The organism is Aeromonas sp. JL9, from assembly GCF_024436075.1.
Lineage (GTDB): Bacteria > Pseudomonadota > Gammaproteobacteria > Enterobacterales > Aeromonadaceae > Aeromonas > Aeromonas veronii.
Map to the genome: position 1 here is coordinate 21,345 of NZ_JANFNV010000022.1, position 21,131 is coordinate 42,475.

Consider the following 21,131-nt stretch of genomic DNA (forward strand, 5'->3'; position numbering starts at 1 on the left):
ACAGCTGGCTGGAGAAAAATGCAGCAAGGCGTTTAAACCCTGAGCAAACAGTCTGCATCAGGGCTTAAATTGCGAAAAAGGGGTTGTGCTGGCGCTCGTGGTACGTATAATGCGCCTCGTTGTCAGGCAACTGGCACCAAAGCAGTAACGCGGGAATAGCTCAGTTGGTAGAGCACGACCTTGCCAAGGTCGGGGTCGCGAGTTCGAGTCTCGTTTCCCGCTCCAATTTTCCATCACACCAACGGTGGAACTCACTTTCAAGACAATCAGTCTTGTCAGCATGGCGCGTTAGCAAAGCGGTTATGCAGCGGATTGCAAATCCGTTTAGTCCGGTTCGACTCCGGAACGTGCCTCCATCTTCTCTCTGTTCATCTCAATCATCACTCTTCGAGTCTGAGCCTTGGTCAGTATCCTTGCTGTACCAGTAACTGTTCGCAGCCAGCCTGTTTCCACTCGCGCTCGAGATAGTGGCTCACATCCGCCATGTTTTGCCCCCGATATTGAAACTGCACCTCGGCACTGTGCTGGTTGAGATCCGCAATCCGTTGCTTCAGTGTGCCGCATTGCCACAGGCTGACGGTGGGCACGCCCCGTTCGGCCAGCACGATGGCATCTTCCCGATTCAGTTGCCACTCCTCCAGTTGTGCCCGTGTCAGGGCAACCATCAGCACCAACAGTGCCACTTCCGGCAGTTTCATGCGTGTCTCCCTACTGCATGTTTTTCCCCTGATAACTGTGGCAAAGCGCACGATTTTCGCAAGTTTGTTAACTGTTGGTTAATGACGTAACCCGTTTTCAGTATTTCCCGTTTTTCACCATTTTTTTATAAAAAAATGCGTTGGTGATGTAGTAATCCTACATGGAGTGGGGTAATCTTTGCTCAGTGGTCTTACCAGTAAGGAGTTACATCATGTTTCATCCCTTTTCCCTGACTCAGATTATTCTTCGTCGCATTTATGTATTGCTGGTGGGTATTCTGGCTTTCCCCGTGATGCTGTTTCGCAGCGATCGTGCCCGCTTCTACAGCTATCTGCACCGGATCTGGAATAAAACCAGCACCAAACCGGTTTGGCTCAAAATGAGCGAGCGTGGCGAGCGGATCTTCTACTAAACCCCATTCGCACCATGTGCAAAAAAAGAGACAGCCAAAGCTGTCTCTTTTTTTATCTGCTTGCCGCAACTCCTGGCTCCCACCCCCCCCTCCCGCTTGTTGATTTCTTGTTTCTTGCAAGTTGCATCCAGCCCTGCCTGTTGGCGGGGATTTTTTATGTCTGACATATCTCTTTTGATGGAAGCAGTGAAGAAGATTAACGGAGTGAACGCACCATATGGCACTTTCCTCGTTCATTAACGGGTGGTCGTCGAGAAATTTTCAATGATGAAATAGCTGTTTAAAATCAATCAATTGAGTGTCTGTCTTTGGGTTTTTTAACTCTTTTTGTGTTTTTTTGAAAGGGAATATCCCGTTTGCCGGTTCTATTGCAGGTACCCGGTTGCGACAAATCGGGGATATCAGCAACATCCAACGACATCAAAAGGAACATGAACATGAATGTTAAAAAAAGCACTGCTATCGTCTCCGCCATGACCGGTCTGCTGGCGCTGGGCGCCCAATTTATCGCGGCGCCAGCCATGGCTGCCGATGAAAAGGAGAAGTGCTACGGCGTGGTCAAGGCCAGCAAAAATGACTGTGCGACCAAGAGCAGCTCCTGCGCCGGTACAGCCAAGGAAGATGCTCAGGGTGATGCCTTTGTGGTGATGCCCAAAGGGCTGTGCGAGAAGCTGGTCGGCGGTTCGCTGCAACCCAAGTAAGAGACATCGGGCAGGGGATGGCCAATGGGTCGCCCCCTGCATCTTCTCTGATTGGCGAAAGCGAGTCTTGCGATGAACCCTTTGATTGGTATCGGATTACGCACTCCCCATTACGATGAGATCCGGCAAACCCTGCCGGCAGTCGGTTGGCTGGAGGTGCACAGTGAAAATTACTTCGAACGGCACAGCCAGGGTTTTCAGGTGCTCGCCGAACTGGCGCAACACTACCCCGTCAGTCTTCACGGCGTTGGCATGTCCCTCGGTTCTGCCGACCCGCTCGATCCGCACCATCTGCAGCAGTTGTCGACACTGGCCGCGGCGATCAAACCGGTACGGATCTCCGAACATCTCAGCTGGGGCAGCATTGGCGGGCGTTATTTCAACGATCTGCTGCCGGTGCCCTATACCCGCGCCTCCCTGCGCAACATGAGCGACAAGATCCAGCTGGTACAACAGACCCTGGGTTGCCGCATGTTGATTGAAAATCCCTCCTCCTATCTGCAACTGCCCGGGGAGATGAGCGAGTGGGAATTTCTGGCCGAGCTGCAGCAGCGCAGCGAGTGCGGCATCCTGCTCGACCTCAACAATCTCTATGTCAGTGCCTTCAATCACGGTTTCTCTTGCGATGAGTATCTGGCGGCGATCGATCTCGCCACTGTCGGGGAGATCCATCTGGCCGGTTATACCGAGAAGCAGCTGCCGAAAGGCTCCCTCTATATCGACACCCACAGCGCCCCTGTGGTGGAGCCGGTCTGGGAACTCTATCGTCAGATCTGCCGCAAGCAGGCCATTCCCACCCTGATTGAGTGGGATCTCGAGATCCCGCCGCTGCCGGTCTTGCTGGCAGAGGCAGCGCAGGCCAGCGCCATTCTGGATGAGGCGTGCGCCATGAGTGCACCACGGGAGGTAGCCCATGGCTGAGCTGGCACAGCTGCAACAGCATTTTGCCCAGGGTCTGCTGGGGGCGCCTGACGCCATTGCCCCTCACATCAGCTCCCGGCTCTTTTCTGCCGAATCTGTGCTGCAGGTCTATCGCAACCACTTCATCCTGAGCCTTGGCGAGGTGCTGGCGAGCAGTTATCCCGCCGTCAAGGCCATGGTCGGGGATGACTTTTTTGCAGCGGCGGCCCGTGGCTTCGTATTGGCCGAGCCGCTCAGGGAAGGGAGCGTCATGCACTATGGCGCCGGATTTGGCCAATGGTTGGCCCGCTTGCCGACTACAACCGGACTGCCCTGGCTGGAGGAGTTGGCTCAGTTCGAATGGCAGCTTGAGCGTGCCAGTCTGCTGCCGCTGGAATCACGCTGCTGGCCAGCCGAGCGTCTGGCCGCATTATCGCCGCAACAATGGGATCGGCTGCGACTCTTGCCGGCCACGGATCTGCTGCTGGTTGCCAGTGATTATCCGGTGCTGGCCCTGTGGCAGATGGCGCTGCACGGTGGTGAAGCGGTGGAGGTGCTTGATGCCCCCGTCTGGCTGGCATTGAAGAAACAGCCGGATTGCCGGGTTGCCCCCTTGCCCCTGACGGTGGGTGAGTGGGCGCTGCTACAGGGATGTCTCGCTGGTACGGCGCTGGTCGATCTGCTGGCGGCCGACCCTGCGGCCAGTGAACATCTCACTCGCCTGATAACCCTTGGTCTGCTGGTGGATATGGAGGTAATGCCATGATGACAAACAAATGGCTGGTACTGGCCAGCTCGAGTGGTGATTTGCCGCGCTGGAGCAGCGCTGGTGTGCTGTTGCTGGCGCGGCTGTGGGTCGCCTCGGTTTTTATCACTTCAGGCTGGCTCAAGCTGACGGCGTGGGATTCCACCCTCTATTTGTTTGAATCCGAGTATCAGGTGCCCCTGCTGCCCTGGTTGTGGGCTGCTTATCTGGGGACGGCGACCGAGCTGCTGTTGCCGCTTTTCCTGCTGGCGGGGCTTTTTACTCGCCCGGCCGCCTTGCTGTTGTTTGGCTTCAATATCATGGCGGTGATCTCCTACCCGACCCTCTGGGCGGGTGGCTTTTACGATCACCAGCTGTGGGGCTGGATGCTGCTGATCCTGATCATCTGGGGCGGCGGTGTGCTGAGCCTGGATCACTGGCTGACACGTCGCAGCCATTGATTTATCAGTGATTTCCCCTATGACAAAGAGCGCCACAAGGCGCTCTTTGTCATAATGACGGCTGGCGAAATTTCCCATGAGAGAAAAGGAGCAACCCATGATCATTCGTCAGGCAAGGGCCGCAGATATTCCCGCACTGGTGGCGCTGCGCATGGAGCTGTTTTGTGAGGTCGGTGAGCTAGTGACGCCGCAGGCAGACCCGGCCTTGTGGCAGGCCACCCTTGACTATTTCATCCGGGCGATGAGTGAAGAGAGTGCTTTATCCTGGCTGGCTGAGGCCGATACGCAGGAGGGCGGCAAACAGATCGTGGCAGCAGGGACGCTGGCATTGTTTGTTCGGCCACCCTATCCCGGCAATCTGGCGGGGATGGAGGGGTATCTGCTCAATATGTATACGCGGCCACAATGGCGCCAGCAGGGGATCGCCACGGCGCTGCTCGATGCCATTACAGCCTTCGCCAGAGCGCGTCAGCTGGGCAAGGTGTGGCTCCATGCCAGCGATCAGGGGCGCCCTCTCTATGAGCGGATCGGCTTTGTCGCCAATCCGGCCTATCTGGAGTGGGACCTGGCACCTTAATCGATGGGCCCCGTTATCTCTATGGTTTCTCGTCTAAAGTTCATGCAGATGTGACGTAGTTGTAACCAGGTAATAGAGGGGCAGGGCAGATGTTCAACTTCAAACTCAAAGCGGAATTACAAGCGTGTCAAATGCAGTTGGCCCAGGCCCAAGCATTTATTGATGCAGTAAAAGTCGGTGTCGCTACCATCAGTTTCACTCCAAGCGGCGAGATCCTCGAGGCGAACCCGCTGTTTCTGAGTGTGGTGGGCTATAGCGAGCAGGAGGTGATTGGTAAACACCACCGGATCTTTTGTGATGCCCACTACGCCCAGTCATCCTCCTATGCCCAGTTTTGGGAGCAGTTGCGTCAGGGGCATTCCCACAGTGGCATCTACCAGCGCATTGACAAACATGGCAGGGAGTTGTGGCTGGAGGCGACCTACTTCCCGGTCAAGGTTGAGGGCAAGGTGGTCAGAGTGGTCAAGATTGCTTCCGATATTACCGAGAGTTATCAGCAGTTGAGTCGTCAGAAAGCGATCATCTCGGCACTCGATCGGGCACTCGCCATTATCGAGTTCACCCCCAAGGGGGAGATTGTGACTGCCAATCAGAATTTCCTCTCCTGCGTCGGTTACTCCCTTTCGCAGCTCAAGGGGCAGCATCACAGGCTGTTTTGCGATGAGAGCTTCTATCGCGAGCAACCCCACTTCTGGGACGATCTGGCCCACGGCCAGCTCAAGTCGGGGCTGTTCAGTCGTCGTGACAGCCACGGAAACGAGATCTGGCTGGAGGCTACCTACAACCCCATCAAGGATGAGAGCGGCAAGGTGGTCAAGGTGATCAAGTTTGCCAGTGAGGTGACAGAGCGGATCAAGCGCGCCCAGGCAGTGAGCGAGGCGGCCAACATAGCCCAGACCATTTCGCAGGAGACCACCCGCTTTGCCGAAACCGGGTCTGAACTGCTGGCGGCATCGGTTGCCATCTCCAGCGCCATTTCCGAACAGGTGAGCCGCACTTCCGGTCTGATTGGCCAGCTCAATGAGCAGTCGAAAAGCATTGAAGCCATCGTATCGACCATCAGCAGTATTGCCGAGCAGACCAATCTGCTGGCCCTTAACGCCGCCATTGAGGCAGCCCGGGCCGGCGATCAGGGGCGCGGTTTTGCGGTGGTGGCCGACGAAGTACGTCAGCTGGCTGCGCGCACCTCCCTCTCGACCGGCGAGATCGCCAGCGTGGTTCAGAAAAACCGCGACCTGACGGCCCAGATCACCGGCAACATCAATGAGGTGGCGACCAGCGCCCAGCGTGGCAAGGAGCAGATCTGCGAGGTGAGTGGCGTGATGGCGCAGATCGAGCAGGGCGCCATCAATGTGACCGAGACAGTCTCCAATCTGGCCATCGGCTCCTGACGGTTATTGGTTGTTGAACGAGGCACCGATCGGATGATAATCCCATCGGCGCTTATTTATTGCTCACTTGGTACGCCAATCTGAACTCTTCCTGTATCACCCCGCCATTGTGAATTGTCCTCTTCTGGCCCCTTGATTAGGCTTACCGCCTCATTTATTTCAGAGCAGGAACAGAACACGATGGCATTACAACAGAAGGGGCGGGCAATGGCCCTGCTGGTTATGGTCGCGAGCATGGGTCTGGGCGGCTGTATGGGGCAGATGGGGCTTTCCGGCATGGTCACCAAGGGCAACCTGAGCGTGGTGGATAATCGCTACGCTCGTGCCGGGGTCTTTATGCTGCTCTCCCCTGTCTACGGTCTGGCCGCGACCGCTGACTTGTTTGTGTTCAATACCATCGAGTTCTGGTCTGGCAAGAACCCCATCACCGGCAAATCTCCGGCTGTGGTGGACATGAAAGCCGATCCGGTGATCAAGGTGAACCAGCATCTGGATCCGGCCCTCAAGAAGGTGCCGCTGGCCATGCTACCACAAGGGGTGCGCGAGGTAGAGATCAGCTACCCGGACGAACATACCGCCCAGATGGAGGTGCACTATCTGGATGGTCGCCGCAGCATGATGCGTGGCGAGAAGCGTGGGGAGCTGATGGATATCTACTTCGATGGCCGCTTTGTCTCTACCCTGAGCCGCGCAGAGCTGGAGCAGATGAGCGAGAACGCCCGCACGGCGGCCTGATCATCAGTGCCTATGCCGACAAGAACGCCCCGCAACTGCGGGGCGTTTTGCATTGGGCCTAGTCGGGCTGCTTGCGATGGGGCGGGGTGAGGATCAGCCCCAGCAGGCGGCGCAGGTGGGTGAGCTGTTCGGTCAGCTGGACGTTGAGCCAGAGGTAACCATTGATGGCTGCCTCTGCGTTGGGCGGCAGCGACACCCGGGTCGCCACCTCGTGCAGGCGGGCGATAGCGTCATCTGCGCCGCGACCGTCACCGGTTTGCATCATCAGGGCAAGCTGGTTGATTGCCTCCTCGGTGGCCAGATGGCAGGCTTGCAGCGCAGCCGTGCTCTGCATCAGGAAGTGGCTCTCCCGATCGTTCCAGTAGGTGTTGGCCAGCATCTCAAGAGTGCAGAGGGTGTTGCGCATGGTGACCTGCACCGCATCAAACAGGGCGACGCTGTGGCGCGTCTCCTTGGCCGCCGGGGCCAGCAGGGCCCGCAGTTTGCCGGTCTGTGCCAACAGCTGGGAGAGATTGTGCTTGAGGCGCGGGCGCTCCAGCACATTGGGGGAGAGGTGAGTGTGATAGAGCCGCCTCGACTGCTGCAGGATCTGGTGCAGTTGCAGCCGCCAGTGGCTGTAGGCCCGCTGGGGATAGATGCTGCAAAAGAGCAGCGCCAGCAGGGAGCCCAGTATCACGTCGGCACTGCGCCACAGCGCCGTCTCTATGTCCCCCGGCATGGCCCCCATGGTGACCCCCAGGGTGATGCCGATCAGCAGTCCCACATAGGGGCGCTTGCCGAGCGCCAGATAGCCGCAGAGGAACATGATGCAGCCGCACCAGATCAGGGTGAGTGGCAGGGAGTAGATCTCGAGATAGAGCGCCACCACCCCGCAACTGGCACCGAAGATGGTGCCCACCACCCGCTGCAGGGCGCGGGAGAGCACATTGCCCCAGAACGAGATGGGGCCCATCACCACCACCAAGGTTATCAGCGGCCAGGTGCTCTCCGGCAGTTTCAGCTCTCGGGTCAGCAGAAAGGTGAGCATAAAGGCGAGCGCAATGCGCAGGCCATGGACGATCCGGTAGCGGCCATAGACCAGCAGATCGAGTCGGGAGAGGGGGGCATCAAGACGCACGGTCTGCCTCCTGTCAGGTGGGTGACGGGGCGCCGTGCATCCGGCCGACGCCCCGTCGGGATTTAGGCCAGTCGTCCCTGCAGGGGATGGATCCAGACTCGCTCGCCAATGGCGATCCCGGGTTGGTCCGGTACGATTTCGATCAGACAGTTGGCATCGGCCATGGAGCTCAGAATACCCGAGCCCTGTGGCCCTGTGGTGCGCACCCGCAGCTGGCCGTTGCGGTCCTGATGGAAGATGCCGCGCAGAAACTCGGTGCGCCCCGGGCGGCTTTTCATCTTCTCGTCTGCCAGTGCCGAGAGGCGCAGCGGCTGCCACCGCTTGCCCTGCAAGCGGGCGATGGCGGGCTCGACAAACTGCAGCACGCAGATCATCGCCGCTACCGGATTGCCCGGCAGGCCGAAGAAGGGGGTCTGCCCCAGCTTGCCAAAGGCGAGCGGGCGGCCCGGGCGCATCTGGATGCGCCAGAAATCGATCTGGCCGAGCTCTGCCAGCACCAGCTTGATAAAGTCGGCGTTGCCCACCGAGACCCCACCCGAGCTCAGCACCAGATCGGCGCTGGCGGCGGCCTGCTCCAGCTGCTGGCGCAGAATGGTTTTGTCATCGGGAATGATGCCAAGGTCCATCACCTCGCAACCGGCGGCGCGGATAAGGGCCATCAGGGTGAAGCGATTGCTGTCGAAGATATGGCCGGGGGCGAGCTGCTCGCCCGGGGCCTGCACCTCGTCACCGGTACTGAACAGCGCCACTTTCAGCGGGGTGCGCACCGTGAGACAGGCCTGACCGAGTGATGCCGCCAGCCCCAGCTGGGGGGCACCAAGCCAGGTCCCGGCCGGGATGGCGACCGCACCCTTGGCGAGATCTTCCCCGGCCAGGCGCACATTCTGCCCTGCGCGGATCGGGGCGGTAACCGTGACCCACTCCCCTTCAATCAGCGTCTCTTCCCGCATCACCACAGTATCTACCCCGGGGGGCAGTGGGGCGCCGGTCATGATCTGCACCGCCTGACCGGCCAGCACCGGCTCGTGGCGCTGCTGGCCCGCCAGCACTTCTCCCACCAGTTGCCAGCGGCCGGCGGCGAGATCGTCGCTGCGAAGGCCAATGCCATCCATCGCCGAGTTGGCGTGGGGCGGCACATTGATGGGGCTTATCAGATCGGCGGCCAGCACGGCGCCGTGGCACTGGGCCAGCGGTTTATCGATGCAGGCGTTGTTCGGGGTTAAGGCCGCCAGAATGGCGTTGCGGGCCGCCTCTACCGAGAGAAAGCCCTTGCCCGCCTCCGGCTCCTTGCTCTGGCAGCCGTCAAGCCAGCGGCAGACGAAGTCGGCGATAGCCGCCAGATCGTTGATATCGAGGCGGGGCAGGCTTGTCTGCTGTTGTTCGCCACTCTGTTGGGGCTGATCGCTGGCCAGCGCAATGATGTCGCCGTCTTCGGGGAAGAGCAGCGGCTTGCCAATTTCGGCGCGGTGCAGCTCGATTTTCGGGAAGTGTTCGTGCTTGAACCCCTCGACCAACAGCAGATCGAGGCTGGTTTGATCGAAGCTTGCCAGCAGCTGGCGAAAATCGGCTTCGGCCAGTTCCGTTTCAATTATGCGGGCATGGCGACAGCGGGAAGCCACCATCATCTGCTGGGCACCCGCCTTGCGCAGGCGATAGCTGTCCTTGCCCGGCTGGTCGATATCAAAGTCGTGGTGGGCGTGCTTGAGCACCCCGATGCGCAGGCCGCGATCCACCAGCAGGGGGATCAACTGCTCCAGCAAGGTGGTCTTGCCGGTGCCGCTCCAGGCGGCGAAGCCGAGCAGGGGAAGAGTGGGGGCCGGGGTCATGAGGTGACTCCTTGTTGGGGGTCGATAGCCGTGGCGAGCAGACGGGCCTCGTAGGCGGCCAGCTCGGCAGGGCTGTTGAGATTGATAAAGGCATCCGGCTGATCGGCAAAGCTCACCACCGCCATATTGTGGCGGGCAAACCAGATATCGATTTTGCGCTCTCCCTCTGCCAGCGCAGCGGTGAGGGAGGGGAGCAGGGATTTGTGCAGCAGGGCCACCACGGGTTGCAGCCAGTCGCCATCGTGGGCCACTACCAGCTCGGTCTGTGGGGTCAGGGCGGCGCGAAAGCGGCTCATCAGATCCAGCGGCAGGGCGGGGCCGTCGCAGGGGACAAACAGCACCCAGTCATGACGGGCGGCGGCAAGACCTGCCTGCATGCCCGCCAGCGGGCCGAGATAGTCGTTGTTGTCATCGCTGATGACCGGGGCCAGCGCCTGATAGCGGGCCTGACTGCGGTTGGCGTTGATCAGCACCTCATCCACCTGGGGGCGCAGGCGCGCCAAAACATGGTCGATAAGAGGGCGTCCCGCCAGTGCTACCCATCCCTTGTCTTCACCCCCCATGCGGGTGGCGCGGCCTCCTGCCAGGATCACTGCTGATACGGCAACGGGATCAGAGTGGCTGTCGCTTTTTGAAGTCATGTCGCTCGATGATTTTTAAAGGGGTCGTCTCTTGCAGCTGGCCACGGGCGAGGGTCCATTGCCGCTCGCACAGGTCGGTCAGGGCGTTGCTCTGGTGGCTGATGACGACCAGGCCGCTGCCATGTTCCCGCAGATCTTGCGCCAATGCGGCCATCAGGGCAACCGAATGTGTGTCGAGATTGGCGGTGGGCTCATCCATCAGCAGAAAGGCAGGTTGCAGCGCCCAGGCGCGTGCCATCGCCAGCCGTTGCCGTTCGCCACCCGAGAGAATGCTGATGTGCTCCCGTGCCAGCCCCTCCAGCTCGACCCGGCGCAGCGCCTCGAACACCCGGATCTCGCTGCCGAGTTGTTTATCCAGCGCCCAGGCGACGTTGTCGTGCACCGTGCGATCGAACAGATAGGGGGTCTGGTGCAGATAGGTAACCCTGCCCGGCCCCAGCTCCCGCTTGAGCAGCCGGTTGAGCCGCTGTTGCCAGCGCCCCGGCAGATTGGTGTGGCCACGGGTCGGGGCCAGCAGCCCGGCCAGGATCTTGAGCAAGGTGGTCTTGCCCACCCCGTTGGCTCCATGCAGCCAGATGGCATCCCCCGGTGCGATGGCGAGCCGGTCAATCTCGAACAGTTGGCGCTCGCCAAAGCGCATCGTCAGCTGGTGGGCGATCAGGGCCATGGGGTACTCCTGTTGATACACAGTGGGGGCATGGTCAGTTCTTCAGATAGCTGTGGCCGCGACAGGCGGTCAGCAGCAGGTTGAGCAAGAGGGCGAGGGTGAGCAGCACTATGCCGAGCGCCACCCCTTGGGTGAAGGCCCCTTTCTGGGTCTCCAGCGCGATGGCGGTGGGGATATTGCGGGTAAAGTGCAGGATATTGCCCCCCACCATCATGGAGCAGCCCACCTCGGTGACGATGCGGCTGAAGGCGCCGATGATGGCCGCCAGCAGGCCAAAGCGGCACTCGTGCATCAGGCCGATCAGCGCCTTGGGCCAGGAGACCCCGAGGGTCAGGGCAGTCTCCCAGGCGCGCCGATCGCTCTGAACAAACGCCGCGTGAGCCATGGTGGCGATCACCGGAAAGGCGATCAGCATCTGCCCCACCACCATCGCCTGCTGGGTAAAGAGCAGCTTCCAGTCGCCAAAGGGGCCGGCCCGCGACAGCAGCATATAGAGCAAGAGGCCAATCACCACGGTCGGCACCGATTGCAGGGTATTGATGCAGGAGAGCCAGAGCCAGCGGCCGGGCAGCGGCAGATAGGCCAGGGCAAAGCCCAGCAGCAAGGCGGGCAGCAGCACCAGCAGCAGGGCGATGCAGGAGACGGAGAAGGAGACCCCCACCACCTGCCACAGTTCGGTGTCACCACTGAACAGCAGTGCGAGGGCAGCCAGGGTCGTGTCGAGCAGCGTCATCAGGCACCTCCCCCGTCAGCATGCAGGGGGAGGGCCAGCTGCGCCGCCATATCGGTCGGTGCGGGCATTACTTGGTGTTGGCGTCGGCCACGAACAGCGCCTGACCGGCCACCTTGAAGTCGCCGATCAGCTTCTGGCCATGTTCGGAGACCAGCCAGTTCTTCAGGGTGCGCGCCCCTTCCGTGTTGAGATCCGGGTAGCGCTTGGGGTTGACCAGGATCACCTGATAGGGGTTGAACAGGCGCTTGTCACCCTCCAGCAGTACGGCGAGATCCAGCTTGCTCTGGTAGGCGAGCCAGGTGCCGCGGTCGGTCAGGGTGTAGGCACCCAGCTCCGAGGCCATGGTCAGGGTCGGGCCCATCCCCTGGCCGATGGATTTGTAACCGGCAAACTCGGGTTTGACGTCAGCGGCTTGCCACAGGGTCTTCTCCTTGATGTGGGTGCCGGACTCGTCACCGCGGGAGATAAAGGTCTGGCCCTTATCCTTGATGGCTTGCAGCCCCTTGGCCGCGTCATGCAGCTTGGCCAGACCCGCCGGGTCTTTGGCCGGGCCGACGATGACGAAGTCGTTGTACATCAGGTGCACCGGCTCGATGCCAAAGCCCGCATCGACGAACTTCTTCTCGGCAGAGGGGGCGTGGGTCATCACCAGATCCGCGTCGCCATTCTCGCCCATCTTCAGGCTCTGGCCGGTACCGGCCGCCATCACCTGCACCGGATAACCGGTCTCCTTGGTGAATTGGGGCAGCAGCCAGCCCAGCAGACCGGACTGCTCGGTGCTGGTGGTGGTGGCGAGGCGGATCGGCGCTTTTGTGGCATTAGTATCCGCTTCGGCGTGGGCCGCCCCGGCGATCAGCAGGCTGGCGGCGAGGGAGAGGGCAAAACGTTTGAGGTTGGTTTTTATCGTCATCGTGATGCAATTTTTTTCAGGGTGGATGAGGAGAGGGCAAGAGTAAGCAAGCAGGGTGCCAAACTGTTCCTTTGCCGCTGCATTCACGGTTTGCCGTTTAAAAACAGAAGCTTATTAGAATCAATTAGGTGAGCTTGTTATCGCTTTTAATAATTGGTGTTGGTGCTTTTGATACGGTAAGGACAAAATGTCCCACTAAGGTTCCGGTTATCGGGACATTCACCGACCGTACGTGCATCCGAGGTACTTTTTTCCATGACACTTCCTCCCAGCCGCTGGTCTGCCCTCTCCCTGCTTATCGTTGATGATGAGCCCGGCATGCGCAGCTTTCTGGCCAAGGCGCTGGCCAAGCGTTTTGCCCAGATTGAGACTGCCGCCAGCGTGGAGGAGGCGGAAGCCCTGCGCTGCCGCCTTCACTTTGACCTTATCATCGCCGACATCCGGCTGCCGGGGCGCTCCGGCATCGAGTGGCACGAAGCCATAGACCCGGCCACCCGCCGCAGCGACATCATCTTCATGACCGGTTTTGGCGATATGGAGACCGCCCTCAAGGCGCTGCGCCTCGGCGCCAGCGACTTTATCCTCAAGCCCTTCAACCTCGATCAGATGGTGCAGGCGGTGGACAGAGTCATCGAGCGCCGCCAGATGGAGCGGGAGAACCTGCTGCTGCGCCGGGAGGTGAGCAAGCTCTTCCCGCCCACTCTGATTGGCGACAGTGCCAAGACCCGCGAGCTTAAGACGCTCATCGCCAGAGTAGCCCCCTCCAACGCCGCCGTGCTGGTGGAGGGGGAGTCCGGCACCGGCAAGGAGCTGGTGGCCCGCGCCCTGCATCAACTCTCCGGCCGGATGGGGGCCTTTGTGCCCCTCAACTGCGCCTCCATCGCGCCGGAGCTGCTGGAAAGCGAGCTGTTTGGCCATGTGCAGGGGGCCTTTACCGGCGCCCGCAAGGGGCGCGACGGCCTGTTCCGGGTCGCCCATCAGGGCACCCTGTTTCTCGACGAGATCGGCGAGATGCCGCTCGCCATGCAGGCCTCGTTGCTGCGGGCGCTGGAGCAGAAGGCCATCCGCCCTGTGGGGGCCGAGCGCGAATTGGCGGTGGATGTGCGCATCGTCGCCGCCACCAACCGCAACCTCAAGGCCGAGGTGGAGGCGGGCCGCTTTCGCGAAGATCTCTTCTATCGCCTCAACGTGGTAGCGCTGCCGGTTGCCCCCTTGCGGGATCGCATTGACGATATCCCTGCGCTGGTACACCACTTTACCCGCCAGCTCACCGCCGAGATGGGCATGGGCTCCTTGAGCTGGACCCACGAGGATGTGGTAGCGATGCAGGCCTACCCCTGGCCCGGCAACGTGCGGGAGCTGCGCAACCTCATTGAGCGCTGCCTGCTGCTGGGCAAGCCCCCGGCGGATTACTGGCAGAGCAGCAAGCACGCCGAACCGGGGGCGAGCGAGGAGGGCTATCCGCTGGCGTGGCCGCTGGCGGAGGTGGAAAAAGCCCACATTCTGCAAGTGGTGGCCAGCCATGATGGCAACAAGTCGGCCGCCTCCCGGGTGCTCGGGGTGGCGCGCAAGACGCTGGATCGCAAATTCAAGGAGTGGGCCATCGAATGAGGAAGGCTGATCGGATGGGGTGGCGATGAAACTGACCCTGCTTTCCCGCTGTATGCGCGCCCTGTTGCCCCGTTGCGTCCGCACCAAGGTGCGCTGGCGCCTGCTGCTGCTCACCTCGGTACCCATCATGCTCACCCTGGTGGGCATGATCGCGCTCACCCTCTACTGGACCCTCACCTACAGCTGGCAGAACCTGCTCACCACGGTGCGCAGCGATCTCGGGGTGGCCCACCACGCTATCACGGTGCAGCAGCAGCGTCAGACCGAGCATCTGGAGCATTTGCGCGATGCCTGGGCCTTTCAGCTGCGGCTGCGGGAATCGCCGGATCAGCTGCATGACTGGGTGATGCCGCTGGCGGCCAACTATGGTCTCGATTTTCTGCGCTTGCGCCGCGGCCCCGAGCTGGATCAGCTGACGGCGCAAGAGCGCGCCGCCCTCACGGCCGGACGCAGCGTCAGTCACTTTGTGGTCTGGTCGCAGCAGGAGATGCTCGCCCTCTCTCCGCAACTGGCCAAACGGGCCGTGCTGTGGCAGCGGGATGGCACCAGGGTGGTGGAGGACAGGGGGCTGATCAGCCTGTCGCTGACGCCGGTGATGGGCCGCGACGGCTCCCTTTGGGCTGTGCTGGAGGGGGGCGAGCTTGTCAACGGCAGCACCCGGCTGGTGGATGAGCTCAAGGGTCAGGTGTTTGCCAAAAATACCCTGCCAGATGGCAGCGTTGGCACCGTCACCCTGTTTCTCGACGATCTGCGGGTGAGCACCAACGTGCCGGTCAGCAGCAGCCGTCAGGTGGGCCGGGCGGTGGGCACCCGGGTCTCGCCGCCGGTGCGCGAACAGGTACTGGGGCGAGGGGAGATGTGGGTTGACCGCGCCTTTGTCCACGACGCCTGGTATGTTTCGGGCTACGAGCCGCTCTTGGGGGCCAGGGGCGAGCGGCTCGGCATGCTCTATGTGGGCTTTCTCGAGTGGCCCATTATCCGCACCTACCTCACCAATCTGGTGGAGCTGGGCTCCGGCGTAGTGCTGCTGTTGCTGCTCTCCGGCCTGCTGGTCTATCGCGGTGCACGGGATCTCTTCTCCCCCATCGAGCGGATGCACAAGGTGGTGCGGCAGGTGCAGGCCGGGGAGTCCGCTCGCATCGGCCCGCTGGCCCTCGATCCCGACCACGAGCTGGCCCAGCTCGGTCGCCAGTTTGACGCCATGCTGGACAGGCAAGAAGCACATCAGCAGCAGATGGCTCGCAGCGCCGATGAGCTGGAGCAGAAGGTGGCCGAGCGTACCCAAAGCCTTGAGCTCAAGACCGCCGAGCTGGAAGATCATATCCATATGCTGACCGAGGCGCGCCAGCAACTGCTTATCAGCGAGAAGCTGGCGGCCCTTGGCGAGCTCTCGGCCGGGGTGGCCCACGAGATCAACAATCCGCTAGCGGTGATCCTCGGCAATGTGGAGCTGATGAAGCTGGAGCTGGGGGAGGCGGCCGAGCCGGTCAGCGAGGAGCTGGCGCTGGTGCTGGCCCAGATCGAGCGCATTCGTGCCATCACCCGCAGCTTGCTGCAATATTCGCGCCCCGGCGATTACGAGACGGCGCCGGTGTGGCAGCACCTCAACCCCATCATCGAGGAGAGCCTGACGCTGGTGCGCTCCGCTCTGCGCCAGCAGCAGGTGGAGCTGGTGGCCGATCTCAGGGCCCAGCAGCCCATCGAGGCGGATCGCCAGCAGCTGTTGCAGGTGTTGATCAACCTCTTGGTCAACGCCAGCCACGCGCTGGGAGAGCAGGGGGAGATCCGGGTCGAGAGCCGCGATTGGGTCGATGAACTGGGTCAGCTGCGCGGGGCCGAGGTGCGGGTCATCGATAACGGCAGCGGCATCGAGGCGGCCATTATCGACAAGATCTTCGACCCCTTCTTCACCACCCGCGCTACCGGCACCGGGCTGGGGCTGGCCCTGAGCCACCGCATTATCAGTCGCTGGGGTGGGGAGCTGTTGGTGGACTCCACCCCGGGGCAGGGGAGCTGCTTTACCGTGCGGCTGCGCAGCCACGCCCTGCTGCCCAGCGGCAGCGAGCCTGCGAAACTGGAAGGGTGGCGCATTGCGCTCAATGCCGAGGGGCGTGAGACAAGCGATTGATGCTGTTATAAAAAGGCCCGTGATAAAGACAGCCCGTCAACATGGTTGGCGGGCTGTTTTGTCTGTAGGTGAGTGGTTATTTACTGCGGGCTCCACACCAGCTTGCCGCTTTGGGTCAGGTCATAACCGCCGAGGCGAGCCGCCAGCTCGCGCCCCTCGGGGGATTGCAACCAGCCGATCAGCTGTTGCAGCAGGGTGCGAAAGAAGACCCCCTGCGGCATCACCAGATCGAAGCACTCCTGCGACAAGGGCATAAAGCCGAGGCCAAACTCGGTGGCGGTACTCTGGGCGCCGGGCCCGACATCCGCATCGCCACGGCTGATGGCGGCGGCCAGCTCCCGCTCGCTGTTGACCTCAATGGTGCGCTCCAGCCGGGTCAGCGACTCCCCTTGCGTTTGCAGCCACTCCTGCAGGGCGCGCTGGCTGCCAGCCCCTTCTTGGCGCATGGCCCAGCGCCAGTCGAGCGCCTCTTTCGCCTCCTTGGGTTGCAGCCCTTGCCGCAGCACCAGCCCCTGCACCCGCCTAAATCCATGAACGATCACCCATTGCCGGTGGCCCTGATACTGCTGCACCAGCGCCGGGTGGCGCAGGTGCGCCTCCTCGGCCTGCCCCCAGTGGATGGCGCACAGATCCACATGGCCGCGCGCCAGCATCGCCAGCCCCTGACGGGTGCCGCACGGGGTGTAGCCCACCAGTGCCTGGGTGCCGAGCTGCTGGGCCAAGCGGCTGCTGGCGTAGTGGAGCAGCACGTCGTCCGAGCCCGCCAGCAGCAGCCGGTCGTTCATCACCCCCTCGTGGCAGCTGCCGAGCAGCCAGCGGTCGAGCAGGGAGCGGGGAAACAGCCACTTGCCGGTCGCCTTGGTGGCGGGGATGCGCGCCTCGTTGGCGAGCTGGTAGACCTTCTTCTCGTTGAGATCGAGGTATTCCGCCACCTGCTTGACGTTCATAAATTCATTCATTGCTTAGTCCCGCATCCCGCGACCGGCTGAACCGGGCGCCAGCACCGGCGGCTTCTCGTCCAGCTCGATATGGTCGTGGCCGCTGAATACCTCGAAATGGCGCCCCTTGGCGCGGGCAATCATGGTTATACCGAGCTGACGGGCCAGATCCAGCCCCATCTGGGTGACACCGGAGCGTGACAGCAGCACCGGAATGCCCATCTGCGCCACCTTGATCACCATCTCCGAGGTGAGTCGCCCGGTGGTGTAGAAGATCTTGTCGTGGCCACTCTCGCCGCGCATCCATAGCTCGCCCGCCAGGGTATCCACCGCATTGTGGCGCCCCACATCCTCGACAAAGGAGAGGATTTCGCTGCCGCGACAGATGGCGCAGCCATGGACGGCACCGGCCATCTTGTAGGTTTCGTTATGGGCCGACAGCGCCTTGAGCAGGGCGTAGAGGGTGCTCTGTTTAAGCTCAGGCGCCGCTAGCACGACCCCTTCGAGCTTCTTCATCACGCTGCCATACATGGTGCCCTGACCGCAGCCGGAGGTGACCGTCTTCTTCTCCAGTGACTTGTCGAGATCGTCGGCCTGCTGGCTGCTCACCACGGCGGCGGCCTCACTCTCCCAGTCGACGATCACCGACTCGATGGCCGAAATATCCTCGATAAAGCCCTGATTTTTCAGATAACCCAGTACCAGCGCTTCGGGGCGGGCCCCCAGCGTCATCAGGGTTACTATCTCCTTCCAGTTGAGGTAGACCGTCAGTGGTCGCTCACAGGCGATTTGGCGGGTTTGCAGTGTGCCCTGCTCATCCATCACCTCGACGGCCATGGTGAGCTGGGCGGCAGCATTGCTTTTGATAAAGGTCGGTGTCATGGGCCCCTCGCGACCGGTTGCCGGGATCTAAGGGGAGGTGCACAGCAAGTTTTGTTCCAGATTGTTTAATGATATTTGCAGAAAAGTATGAAAACTATTCTCCACTTAAAATGATTTAAATCAAAATAGCCGATTTTAATGTGTAATTATCTTTAGCAATTTTATCTGGACAACAGGAGCATATTTCATAACTATGATGACTCATTTGGGTTTAGATGGCTCTGGCTAGCATAAATACTGGATTGTAAGGGAAGTTCAGAATGGGTAAATATAAACAAGTCGATTTGGCATACTCCTTCTTGGTTGATAAAGAAAAACAAGGGGAATCATTTACCATAGCTCAACTCTCCGAGGCAACAGGTTGGAAAGTAGATACATGCAGAACATATCCATCAAAAAGGTGGCATCAGTATATAGAAAAAGATGGGGAGCAATACTCTAGCTCAGGAATATGCTTCTTGAGTAAGGATGAGTTCAGATCTGTACATAGTCAAAAATTACAACAAACAGCAGATCATTCAACTAAGGGAATATTGATACATAAAGCTAAAGAGTTCGCACTATTAGCTGTTTCGATTTATAACAACCCTTACACTGAATTTAAGACCTATGGTTTCATAGTAAATATTGTTATCGCATATACTGCATTGATGCATGCAATTTTCGAAAAACGAGGGTTCGATTATTTTCATAAGAGCCAAAACGGTGAGTTGTTATTTATTGATGGAGAAGAGAAAGCTTGGGAGCTAAGTGAGTGTATTGATGAGTATTGGAAAGGTATTGAGTCTCCAGAGAAAGCAAATATCAAGTTTCTGATAGGGTTGAGAAATAAAATAGAGCACAGAAGTCTTCCTGCTATTGATTTAGCTGTATGTGGTGAATGCCAATCAGCTTTAAGTAACTTTGAAACGATGTTGGTAGAAGAGTTCGGCGATGAACATGCTTTAACCGCTAGCCTTGCTATAGCTATGCAACTAACTCGTATCTCAGAACAATCTCAAATTGATGCCTTGAAACAACTTCAAAAAGAAAATTACAAGATAGTAAGAGAGTACATGGAAACATATAAGAAGGATCTTCATGATGATATTGTTCAAAGTCAAAAATATCGCATAAGAGCTTTCTTGGTTCCCAAATTAGGTAATCATGCAAAATCAGCAGATATGGCTGTAGAGTTTATTAATGTAAATAAATTAAGTGATGCAGAGGTTGCAAATTATGAGCGAGCTGTTGCCTTTATTAAAGGTGTTGAAAATCCATTTAAATTAAGACCAAAGAATGTTGTTGGTCTAGTGGCCAAAAAAGTACCATGTTTCAATATGGCCTTACACACCAAGTGTTGGAAATACTATGAAGCAAGGCCTCGTGATAATCAACGTGCATTTAAAGGTCAGTATTCTGGATTTGTGGAAGGTTTCGAAGGCTATCTTTATTCAAACCAATGGGCCAACTTTTTAATTGAAGAGCTCAGTAATCCTCAGAAATTAGAAATTGTAAAACAGCAGGATATTTAACTCGTAAGTAGGGTTTTAAATCGTAGTTTGGTGTTGAACAAATTACAGCCCCACGTTTTAAGCAAGGTAATAATCGGATAATCAGCGTTATTCGATTATTACCATCCCTCTTGATTAGCTATGGCTGATTGGTTTTACGCCGCATGTTGGGCTTCGCTGCACTCAGCACCAACCTACGCCCGCGCCAACCCATACTCCACACGACGTCCCAACCCGCAGCAAAGCCCCCATCGGCCACCAGACCGGCCTTGGCCCCACTCTTGCTATGTCTTATCCCATTGATGGCCGTGGCCGCCCTGAATGTTCTGCTCTGATCCGCCCCGAACAGGGTGGATCACGGGGGAGGTCGGCCCGGCAGAGACCTTCTGATGGGAGCCGTGACAGTGCAAGAGACAACCAAACCCCTCTCTCCGCAGCGTTGGCTGCAGCTGGAGTTAAAGGCCATCGACAGCCAGGTTGGCCGCTGGCAGAGCCGCCGTTTCGAGATTGTGGCGCTCCATCCCGCTGAGCCCGAGGCTGCCGGCGCCTTGCCCCTTACCCTGTTTCGCGATGAGCGGGGGGATTATCGCTTCAATCTGAGCTCCGGCTCGCCTCGCCTTTTTGTTACCGGAAGTGTCACCGGAAGCCGCGTGGAGAGTGGCTTTGTGGCCGATGGCCTCACCCTGAGCCAGACCGTGGCCGCCGCCTATATGGATGGCGAGCGGCAGGTGCTTTCCTGCCCGCTGCCCGAGGCGCTGCAAGCCTGGGTGGAGGCCTTTATCGGTCGCCACGGCGAGCTGCTGGAGGCCCGTCGCAAGGGCAAGAAGGGCAAGGGGCGGGCGCAGGATCAGCTCGGTGTCGATAGCCAGGATCAAGCCAGCTGTGGCGCCGTTAAAGCCACCGGCCCCGATGGTCGCGAGCGTGGTAGCCAAAGCGGAAACAGCGCCCATGAGTGAGTTCCTCAAGCGCTGGTCGTCTCGCAAGAGTGAGGCGCGCAAGCATCAGGCATTGCAGCCGAGGGAAGAGGCCATCCCCGAGACTTTTGTCGCCCCCATCGAAAGCAGTGGCGAAGCTGAAACTCCAGATACCGCGCTGGATAGCCCCGTAGTCAGCACTGACAAGGGGAGTAGTGAACCCCTTGCCGTTGAAGGGGCCGAGAGTGGCGAACCGCCGCTGAAAACGGCTCAGCCGGGCAAGGCCAAACTCCCCGACAGGGAGGCGCTGCGGGCCATGTTTCGCAGCCATAAGCCGGATGGGCTCGACGACTACACCCAGGATTTCAGCCAGCCCGAATTGCTGCCTGCGGCCCTGACCGCCGGGCTGCGCAACTGGCTGGTGGATCAGGTGACCGCCCCGGAGAGCGAATCGGTCAATCCGGCCAGCGGAGCCGCAGAACCGGTGGCGCTTGCCAGCGAACCTGCCGCCGAGCCGCCCGAGCTGGCTGATAACCATTCTCAAACCCCCACCGACGATCGGGACATTTTGGTTTCCTCTGGTGGACAAAATGTCCCAACCAAAGGTGGGGGAATGGAACCCTCAGGATCCTGACTCCCTGTCAGTTACT

The 21,131-nt window shown here is 59.6% G+C and carries 22 protein-coding genes and 2 tRNA genes; 15 read left to right on the forward strand and 9 right to left on the reverse strand.

What is annotated here, in order from left to right; all coding sequences use genetic code 11:
- Window positions 1–149: 149 nt before the first annotated feature.
- Both NOM06_RS15090 and NOM06_RS15095 read left to right on the forward strand, forming a co-directional pair.
- Window positions 150–225: transfer RNA gene (locus NOM06_RS15090), tRNA-Gly, on the forward strand.
- Window positions 226–282: 57 nt separating this feature from the next.
- Window positions 283–356: transfer RNA gene (locus tag NOM06_RS15095), tRNA-Cys, on the forward strand.
- Window positions 357–404: 48 nt separating this feature from the next.
- Here the strand turns inward: NOM06_RS15095 and NOM06_RS15100 are convergent.
- Window positions 405–698 carry a hypothetical protein gene (locus NOM06_RS15100; protein WP_005347702.1) on the reverse strand — a complete coding sequence of 98 codons (294 nt, stop codon included), beginning with the start codon at window positions 696–698 and terminating at the stop codon, window positions 405–407.
- A 212-nt stretch (window positions 699–910) separates the two neighbouring features.
- On the opposite strand from NOM06_RS15100, the gene NOM06_RS15105 reads away from it, so the two are divergent.
- The 8 genes from NOM06_RS15105 to NOM06_RS15145 all read left to right on the forward strand — a co-directional run bounded on the left by NOM06_RS15105 (window position 911) and on the right by NOM06_RS15145 (window position 6,621).
- On the forward strand, window positions 911–1,111 hold the full coding sequence (locus NOM06_RS15105) for a YbfA family protein (protein WP_005334863.1): 201 nt from the start codon (window positions 911–913) through the stop codon (window positions 1,109–1,111).
- Window positions 1,112–1,548: 437 nt separating this feature from the next.
- Window positions 1,549–1,812: a DUF2282 domain-containing protein gene (locus NOM06_RS15110; RefSeq protein WP_206901369.1), complete on the forward strand. Its 264-nt coding sequence runs from the start codon at window positions 1,549–1,551 to the stop codon at window positions 1,810–1,812.
- Between the two features lie 72 nt (window positions 1,813–1,884).
- Window positions 1,885–2,733: a DUF692 domain-containing protein gene (locus tag NOM06_RS15115; protein WP_255912167.1), complete on the forward strand. Its 849-nt coding sequence runs from the start codon at window positions 1,885–1,887 to the stop codon at window positions 2,731–2,733.
- On the forward strand, window positions 2,726–3,478 hold the full coding sequence (locus NOM06_RS15120; protein ID WP_255912168.1) for a DNA-binding domain-containing protein: 753 nt from the start codon (window positions 2,726–2,728) through the stop codon (window positions 3,476–3,478). The genes NOM06_RS15115 and NOM06_RS15120 overlap by 8 nt, the downstream gene beginning before the upstream one ends.
- Window positions 3,475–3,918, forward strand: a complete 444-nt coding sequence (locus NOM06_RS15125) for a DoxX family protein (protein WP_255912169.1) — start codon at window positions 3,475–3,477, stop codon at window positions 3,916–3,918. The genes NOM06_RS15120 and NOM06_RS15125 overlap by 4 nt, the downstream gene beginning before the upstream one ends.
- 97 nt (window positions 3,919–4,015) lie before the next feature.
- Window positions 4,016–4,495 (forward strand): GNAT family N-acetyltransferase, encoded by a 480-nt coding sequence (locus NOM06_RS15130; protein WP_255912170.1) that lies wholly within the window; start codon window positions 4,016–4,018, stop codon window positions 4,493–4,495.
- A gap of 89 nt (window positions 4,496–4,584) precedes the next feature.
- Complete coding sequence (locus tag NOM06_RS20895; RefSeq protein ID WP_305120802.1) at window positions 4,585–5,886, forward strand: PAS domain-containing methyl-accepting chemotaxis protein; 1,302 nt, start codon at window positions 4,585–4,587, stop codon at window positions 5,884–5,886.
- Between the two features lie 180 nt (window positions 5,887–6,066).
- Window positions 6,067–6,621: a DUF3332 domain-containing protein gene (locus NOM06_RS15145; RefSeq protein ID WP_255912171.1), complete on the forward strand. Its 555-nt coding sequence runs from the start codon at window positions 6,067–6,069 to the stop codon at window positions 6,619–6,621.
- Window positions 6,622–6,679: 58 nt separating this feature from the next.
- Here the strand turns inward: NOM06_RS15145 and NOM06_RS15150 are convergent, their stop codons facing one another.
- The 6 genes from NOM06_RS15150 to NOM06_RS15175 form a co-directional block, all read right to left on the reverse strand.
- The gene (locus tag NOM06_RS15150) at window positions 6,680–7,738 is read right to left on the reverse strand and encodes an FUSC family protein (protein WP_255912172.1); all 1,059 of its coding nucleotides are present in this window, start codon (window positions 7,736–7,738) and stop codon (window positions 6,680–6,682) included.
- A 62-nt stretch (window positions 7,739–7,800) separates the two neighbouring features.
- Window positions 7,801–9,564, reverse strand: a complete 1,764-nt coding sequence (locus NOM06_RS15155; RefSeq protein WP_255912174.1) for a bifunctional molybdopterin-guanine dinucleotide biosynthesis adaptor protein MobB/molybdopterin molybdotransferase MoeA — start codon at window positions 9,562–9,564, stop codon at window positions 7,801–7,803.
- The gene (gene mobA, locus NOM06_RS15160; RefSeq protein ID WP_255912176.1) at window positions 9,561–10,205 is read right to left on the reverse strand and encodes a molybdenum cofactor guanylyltransferase MobA; all 645 of its coding nucleotides are present in this window, start codon (window positions 10,203–10,205) and stop codon (window positions 9,561–9,563) included. The genes NOM06_RS15155 and mobA overlap by 4 nt, the downstream gene beginning before the upstream one ends.
- Complete coding sequence (locus NOM06_RS15165) at window positions 10,177–10,872, reverse strand: energy-coupling factor ABC transporter ATP-binding protein (protein WP_255912177.1); 696 nt, start codon at window positions 10,870–10,872, stop codon at window positions 10,177–10,179. Before NOM06_RS15165 ends, mobA begins: the two co-directional genes overlap by 29 nt.
- A 34-nt stretch (window positions 10,873–10,906) precedes the next feature.
- Window positions 10,907–11,608 (reverse strand): ABC transporter permease, encoded by a 702-nt coding sequence (locus tag NOM06_RS15170; protein WP_150999110.1) that lies wholly within the window; start codon window positions 11,606–11,608, stop codon window positions 10,907–10,909.
- A 64-nt stretch (window positions 11,609–11,672) separates the two neighbouring features.
- On the reverse strand, window positions 11,673–12,515 hold the full coding sequence (locus NOM06_RS15175; protein WP_255912178.1) for a substrate-binding domain-containing protein: 843 nt from the start codon (window positions 12,513–12,515) through the stop codon (window positions 11,673–11,675).
- 255 nt (window positions 12,516–12,770) lie between these two features.
- Between NOM06_RS15175 and NOM06_RS15180 the strand changes: the two genes are divergently transcribed.
- Window positions 12,771–14,126 (forward strand): sigma-54 dependent transcriptional regulator, encoded by a 1,356-nt coding sequence (locus NOM06_RS15180; protein ID WP_255912179.1) that lies wholly within the window; start codon window positions 12,771–12,773, stop codon window positions 14,124–14,126.
- 25 nt (window positions 14,127–14,151) lie between these two features.
- Window positions 14,152–16,254, forward strand: coding sequence for a HAMP domain-containing sensor histidine kinase (locus NOM06_RS15185; protein ID WP_162516085.1), 2,103 nt, complete (start codon window positions 14,152–14,154; stop codon window positions 16,252–16,254).
- A gap of 80 nt (window positions 16,255–16,334) precedes the next feature.
- Here NOM06_RS15185 and NOM06_RS15190 read toward each other — a convergent pair whose 3' ends face one another.
- Together NOM06_RS15190 and NOM06_RS15195 are read right to left on the reverse strand one after the other, a co-directional pair.
- Complete coding sequence (locus tag NOM06_RS15190; RefSeq protein WP_005312265.1) at window positions 16,335–17,201, reverse strand: helix-turn-helix transcriptional regulator; 867 nt, start codon at window positions 17,199–17,201, stop codon at window positions 16,335–16,337.
- Window positions 17,202–17,216: 15 nt separating this feature from the next.
- Window positions 17,217–18,074 (reverse strand): formate dehydrogenase accessory sulfurtransferase FdhD, encoded by an 858-nt coding sequence (locus NOM06_RS15195; RefSeq protein WP_255912180.1) that lies wholly within the window; start codon window positions 18,072–18,074, stop codon window positions 17,217–17,219.
- Between the two features lie 260 nt (window positions 18,075–18,334).
- Between NOM06_RS15195 and NOM06_RS15200 the strand changes: the two genes are divergently transcribed.
- The 3 genes from NOM06_RS15200 to NOM06_RS15210 all read left to right on the forward strand — a co-directional run bounded on the left by NOM06_RS15200 (window position 18,335) and on the right by NOM06_RS15210 (window position 21,115).
- Window positions 18,335–19,588 carry a DUF3644 domain-containing protein gene (locus NOM06_RS15200; protein ID WP_241871979.1) on the forward strand — a complete coding sequence of 418 codons (1,254 nt, stop codon included), beginning with the start codon at window positions 18,335–18,337 and terminating at the stop codon, window positions 19,586–19,588.
- 368 nt (window positions 19,589–19,956) lie between these two features.
- On the forward strand, window positions 19,957–20,523 hold the full coding sequence (locus NOM06_RS15205) for a DUF3305 domain-containing protein (RefSeq protein WP_255912181.1): 567 nt from the start codon (window positions 19,957–19,959) through the stop codon (window positions 20,521–20,523).
- The gene (locus NOM06_RS15210) at window positions 20,516–21,115 is read left to right on the forward strand and encodes a DUF3306 domain-containing protein (protein ID WP_255912182.1); all 600 of its coding nucleotides are present in this window, start codon (window positions 20,516–20,518) and stop codon (window positions 21,113–21,115) included. The genes NOM06_RS15205 and NOM06_RS15210 overlap by 8 nt, the downstream gene beginning before the upstream one ends.
- Window positions 21,116–21,131 lie beyond the last annotated feature (16 nt).